Source organism: Shigella sp. FC1661 (genome assembly GCF_001712525.1).
Classification (GTDB): domain Bacteria; phylum Pseudomonadota; class Gammaproteobacteria; order Enterobacterales; family Enterobacteriaceae; genus Escherichia; species Escherichia coli.
Window position 1 is genome coordinate 1 of record NZ_MDGW01000154.1, and the last position, 5,522, is coordinate 5,522.

Consider the following 5,522-nt stretch of genomic DNA (forward strand, 5'->3'; position numbering starts at 1 on the left):
CGAACAGTGGGGCTACGTCGGTGCTAAATCACGTCAGCGCTGGCTGTTTTACGCGTATGACAGGATACGGAGGAGGGTTGTGGCGCACGTCTTCGGTGAACGCACTCTGGCCACACTGGAGCGTCTTCTGAGCCTGCTGTCGGCCTTTGAGGTCGTGGTATGGATGACGGATGGCTGGCCACTGTATGAATCCCGCCTGAAGGGAAAGCTGCACGTAATCAGCAAGCGATATACGCAGCGAATTGAGCGGCATAACCTGAATCTGAGGCAGCACCTGGCACGGCTGGGACGGAAGTCGCTGTCGTTCTCAAAATCGGTGGAGCTGCATGACAAAGTCATCGGGCATTATCTGAACATAAAACACTATCAATAAGTTGGAGTCATTACCACAGACCTCTATTCAAATGGTCACTTTACTTAACGCGTTACAACCAGGTGGAAAATGCATTATCACTGGTGATTTTCAAAAAGAATTAGCGTACTTACAAAATGTAATTCTTTATAATGACTCGTTTCTTCGTCTGGATTTTTTAGGTTATAACGCCCAAATTATTCAACGATCGGACAATACCTGCGAACTTACCATTAATGAACCGTTAAAAAACCAGGAAATATCTACAGGCAATATCAATGTTAATTGTCCATTAAAAGATATTTACAATGAAATCAGGAGGTTGAACGTAATCTTTAGTTGTGGGACTGGAGATATAGTTGATCTATCCTCTCTGGACTTACGTAATGTCGATTTAGATTATTATGATTTCACAGATAAACATATGGCTAATACTATTCTAAATCCTTTTAAATTGGATTCAACAAATTTTACTAATGCCAACATGTTTCAGGTTAATTTTGTTAGTTCAACACAAAACGCCACAATCTCCTGGGATTATTTACTAAAAATAACGCCTGTTTTAATAAGTATTAGCGATATGTATTCTGAAGAAAAAATCAAGTTTGTCGAAAGTTGTTTAAATGAGCTTGGGGACATTACCGAAGAACAATTAAAAATTATGAGATTTGCAATTATAAAATCTATACCAAGGGCAACTCTTACAGATAAATTAGAAAATGAATTAACAAAAGAAATATATAAAAGCTCATCGAAAATCAACAATTGCTTGAACAGAATTAAATTACCAAAGATGAAAGAATTCTCATCAAAAAAAATATATGATTACATCGATATAATCATTGAAGATTATGAAAATATCAAAGAAAATGCTTATCTGGTCGTCCCCCAAATTAATTATACTATGGATTTAAACATAGAAGACTCCAGCTCAGAAGAGTTAATACCCTCGAGAAAGACGAAAATTCTTCGGACAATGGCTTTGAAGTCGAAGAATATAACGCATATGAAGCATATAACTCAGGGAATCTATATTTTACCAGAGAGGAATATACGTATGATTACGACCTTTTAAATGCAATATAGACTTAATAACTTCTTACAAAATCTATAATTAATACCGTAGATATTCATTCATCTTACCCTGTGCACCAAAAGCAAAAACTCACTGACGCGGGTTTGAAACTGATGGCAACCGCAAAAATGCCTGATGCGCTACGCTTATCAGGCCTACGCCAGCTCTGCAATATATTGAATTTGCGTGCTTTTGTAGGCAGGATAAGGCGTTCACGCCGCATCCGGCATGAATAAAGCGCACTCAACAATCTGAAACCCGCCGGAACGGTTTATTACGTACATCAGGTGAAACTGACCGATAAGCCGCTTTCTTTTGGGTATAGTGTCGTGGACAGTCATTCATCTTTCTGCCCCTCCAAAAGCAAAAAACCGCCGAAGCGGGTTTTTACGTAAATCAGGTGAAACTGACCGATAAGCCGGGTTCTGTCGTGGACAGTCATTCATCTAGGCCAGCAATCGCTCACTGGCTCAAGCAGCCTACCCGGGTTCAGTACGGGCCGTACCTTATGAACCCCTATTTGGCCTTGCTCCGGGTGGAGTTTACCGTGCCACGGACTGTTACCAGCCGCGCGGTGCGCTCTTACCGCACCCTTTCACCCTTACCTGATCCCGCTTGCGCGGGCCATCGGCGGTTTGCTCTCTGTTGCACTGGTCGTGGGTTTCCCCCCCAGGCGTTACCTGGCACCCTGCCCTATGGAGCCCGGACTTTCCTCCCCTCCGCCCGTCTCCCCCGAAGAGGACGACGACGAAGCGGCGACTGTCTGGTCAGCTTCGGCGCGCAGTATAGAGGGTTTGCGCGCCCTTGTCACCCCGCGTTGCGCATTCCAATCGCCAGTGTCGCGGCGATATTACGTGAAGCACGGCAGATATTGTCATAAGCCCCGCGGAATGCTTCGTCCAACGTACCTATGCTGGTCAATACGCTGAAGACCGCATCAATGCCATGCTGATGTACAACGCCAACATCATCGGTCAGGCTACCCGCAATGCCAATCACCGGTTTATGGTACTTCTTCGCCACGTTTGCGACACCAATCGGTACCTTGCCGTGAATACTCTGGCTGTCAATACGCCCTTCACCGGTGATCACCAGCGTACAATCGTGAATATGTTCTTCCAGATTCAGCGCCGTAGTGACGATTTCAATACCACTTTTCAGTTCCGCACCAAGAAACGCCATCAGCGCCGCGCCCATACCGCCCGCAGCTCCTGCGCCGGGGACATCTTTCACATCAACATGCAGCGCTTTTTTAATGACCTCGGCATAGTGAGAGAGGTTATTGTCCAGCTCAACAATCATCGCTTCACTGGCTCCCTTTTGTGAGCCAAAGATGCGCGATGCGCCGTTATCGCCCACCAGCGGATTGGTGACATCACAAGCGACGCGAATGACGCAATCTTTTAAGCGCGGATTGAGGCCGGAAATATCAATATCATTCAGAGTATTAAGACTACCGCCGCCAAAACCAATTTCATTGCCGTTGGCGTCGCATAATTTCGCCCCCAGCGCCTGTACCATGCCTGCGCCGCCATCATTTGTAGCGCTGCCGCCAATGCCGATAATAATGTTTGTCGCACCGCTCTCCAGCGCCTGCAGGATTAACTCGCCTGTGCCGCGTGAAGTGGTCACGAGTGGATCGCGTTTTTCCGCAGGTACCAGCTCCAGCCCACTGGCCGCCGCCATTTCAATAAACGCGGTTTTGCCATCGCCGGAGATCCCCCAACTGGCATTCACTTTCTCGCCCAACGGCCCTGTAACCCAGGCGTGACGTTCGGAACCCTGGGTGGCTGCAATCATCGCTTCCACCGTTCCTTCGCCACCGTCGGCAACCGGAACAGAAACGTACTGTGCATCAGGAAAAATTTCCCGAAATCCTTTTTCTATCGCCTGCGCAACCTCGCTGGCAGATAAACTTTCTTTATAAGAGTCTGGGGCGATTACGATTTTCATACCTATGCCTGTTACCACATGACGCCGGAGGGCGTTTCTCTTATTCGGCGTGGATTCCAGGCCCGGATTGCAATACGCCATCCGGGCACGACGTCATTAACGAGTAACTTCGACTTTCGCCAGTTTTTCGTAGTAGCACGCCAGAGCGCTATGATCCGCCGTTCCTAAACCATCTGCACGCAGTGCCTGCATCATCTCCATAACCGCAGCTGTGAGCGGCAGTTGCGCGCCGACGCCGTGAGAAGTATCCAGCGCATTCGCCAGATCCTTAATATGCAGATCAATGCGGAAGCCCGGCTTGAAGTTGCGGTCCATCACCATCGGCGCTTTGGCATCCAGCACGGTACTGCCCGCCAGCCCACCGCGAATTGCCTGATAAACCAGGTCCGGGTTAACGCCCGCTTTAGTTGCCAGCGTTAACGCTTCTGACATCGCAGCAATATTCAGCGCCACAATGACCTGATTTGCCAGTTTGGTGACGTTACCTGCACCGATTTCCCCGGTATGCACCACGGAACCCGCCATCGCTTTCATCAAATCATAGTATTTGTCGAAAATAGCCTTGTCGCCGCCCACCATCACTGACAGCGTACCGTCGATGGCTTTCGGTTCACCGCCGCTCACCGGAGCATCCAGCATATCAATGCCTTTCGCTTTCAGCGCTTCGCTGATTTCACGGCTTGCCAGCGGTGCGATAGAACTCATATCGATCAATACCGTACCTGGCTTCGCGCCTTCAATAATGCCATTCTCACCCAGCGCCACCTCTTTCACATGAGGGGAGTTTGGCAGCATGGTTATGATGACGTCGCACTGTTCAGCGATCGCTTTAGCCGTAGACGCTGTTTCTGCACCTGCAGCAATCACGTCAGCAATAGCTTCTGGGTTACGGTCAGCAACCACCAGCGAGTAACCTGCTTTCAGAAGGTTTTTACTCATTGGTTTACCCATAATCCCCAGGCCAATAAAACCAACTTTCATAGTCATATCAATCATCTCTCTTGTTGCGGTGGTGGTTATTTTTTAAAGGTATCAGCCAGTTTCTGAGTGGCAGAGCGGAAGACGCCAAGATCGCTGCCGACAGCCACAAACGTCGCGCCCCATTCCAGATAACGACGCGCATCGGCTTCGACCGGCGCGAGAATACCGCTGGGTTTGCCGTGCGCACTGGCACGGTTAAAAATATGCTGAATTGCTTTTTGTACATCCGGATGCGAGGCATTGCCGAGATGGCCCAATGCCGCAGCCAGATCGCTGGGGCCGACGAAGATACAGTCTACACCTTCGGTAGCGGCAATAGCATCGACGTTATCTACGCCCTGCTGACTTTCTATCTGGACCAGAATAGTGATGTTCTTGTTCGACTGAGCGAAATAATCCGCCACGGTGCCAAACATATTGGCGCGGTGAGAAACGGAGACGCCGCGAATGCCTTCCGGCGGGTAACGAGTTGATGCCACCGCCTGCTCTGCTTCCTCTTTTGTTTCTACAAAAGGAATCAGGAAGTTATAGAAACCGATATCCAGAAGACGCTTAATAATTACCGGCTCGTTGGTCGGCACTCGCACTACTGGCGCGCTGGCGCTGCCTTTCAGGGCCATTAACTGCGGAATAAACGTGGAAATATCGTTTGGCGCATGTTCGCCATCCAGCACCAGCCAGTCAAACCCAGCCAAACCAAGAACTTCAGTGCTAATCGGGTTAGAGAGTGCTGACCAGCAACCAATTTGTACCTGTTTCGCAGCCAGTGCGGCTTTGAATTTATTCGGGAAAACAGGTAATGACTCCAACTTATTGATAGTGTTTTATGTTCAGATAATGCCCGATGACCTTGTCATGCAGCTCCACCGATTTTGAGAACGACAGCGACTTCCGTCCCAGCCGTGCCAGGTGCTGCCTCAGATTCAGGTTATGCCGCTCAATTCGCTGCGTATATCGCTTGCTGATTACGTGCAGCTTTCCCTTCAGGCGGGATTCATACAGTGGCCAGCCATCCGTCATCCATATCACCACGTCAAAGGGTGACAGCAAGCTCATAAGACGCCCCAGCGTCGCCATAGTGCGTTCACCGAATACGTGCGCAACAACCGTCTTCCGGAGCCTGTCATACGCGTAAAACAGCCAGCGCTGGCGCGATTTAGC

The 5,522-nt window shown here is 49.1% G+C and carries 3 protein-coding genes, 1 other RNA gene and 3 pseudogenes; 2 read left to right on the forward strand and 5 right to left on the reverse strand.

What is annotated here, in order from left to right; all coding sequences use genetic code 11:
* Positions 1-373: pseudogene (locus BFF42_RS10345) on the forward strand (IS1-like element IS1X2 family transposase); the annotation flags it as partial.
* A 1-nt stretch (position 374) separates the two neighbouring features.
* Positions 375-1,438, forward strand: a pseudogene (locus BFF42_RS10350) (hypothetical protein); the annotation flags it as partial.
* A gap of 387 nt (positions 1,439-1,825) precedes the next feature.
* On the opposite strand, the gene rnpB reads toward BFF42_RS10350, so the two are convergent.
* From rnpB to BFF42_RS10375, 5 genes and pseudogenes are all read right to left on the reverse strand, one after another.
* Positions 1,826-2,202: RNase P RNA component class A (rnpB, locus tag BFF42_RS10355), an RNA gene on the reverse strand.
* 32 nt (positions 2,203-2,234) lie between these two features.
* Complete coding sequence (garK, locus tag BFF42_RS10360; protein ID WP_039059552.1) at positions 2,235-3,380, reverse strand: glycerate 2-kinase; 1,146 nt, start codon at positions 3,378-3,380, stop codon at positions 2,235-2,237.
* A gap of 96 nt (positions 3,381-3,476) precedes the next feature.
* Positions 3,477-4,367, reverse strand: coding sequence for a 2-hydroxy-3-oxopropionate reductase (gene garR, locus BFF42_RS10365; RefSeq protein ID WP_001303675.1), 891 nt, complete (start codon positions 4,365-4,367; stop codon positions 3,477-3,479).
* 29 nt (positions 4,368-4,396) lie between these two features.
* Entirely contained in the window at positions 4,397-5,170 is a 774-nt protein-coding gene (gene garL, locus BFF42_RS10370; RefSeq protein WP_000445064.1) for a 2-dehydro-3-deoxyglucarate aldolase, read from the reverse strand.
* 1 nt (position 5,171) lies between these two features.
* A pseudogene (locus tag BFF42_RS10375) lies at positions 5,172-5,522 on the reverse strand (IS1-like element IS1B family transposase); the annotation flags it as partial.

Excerpts from the sequence above, each read along its gene's own strand:
- garK (WP_039059552.1), bottom strand. The coding sequence starts at position 3,380 with ATGAAAATCGTAATCGCCCCAGACTCTTATAAAGAAAGTTTATCTGCC.
- garR (WP_001303675.1), bottom strand. The coding sequence starts at position 4,367 with ATGACTATGAAAGTTGGTTTTATTGGCCTGGGGATTATGGGTAAACCA.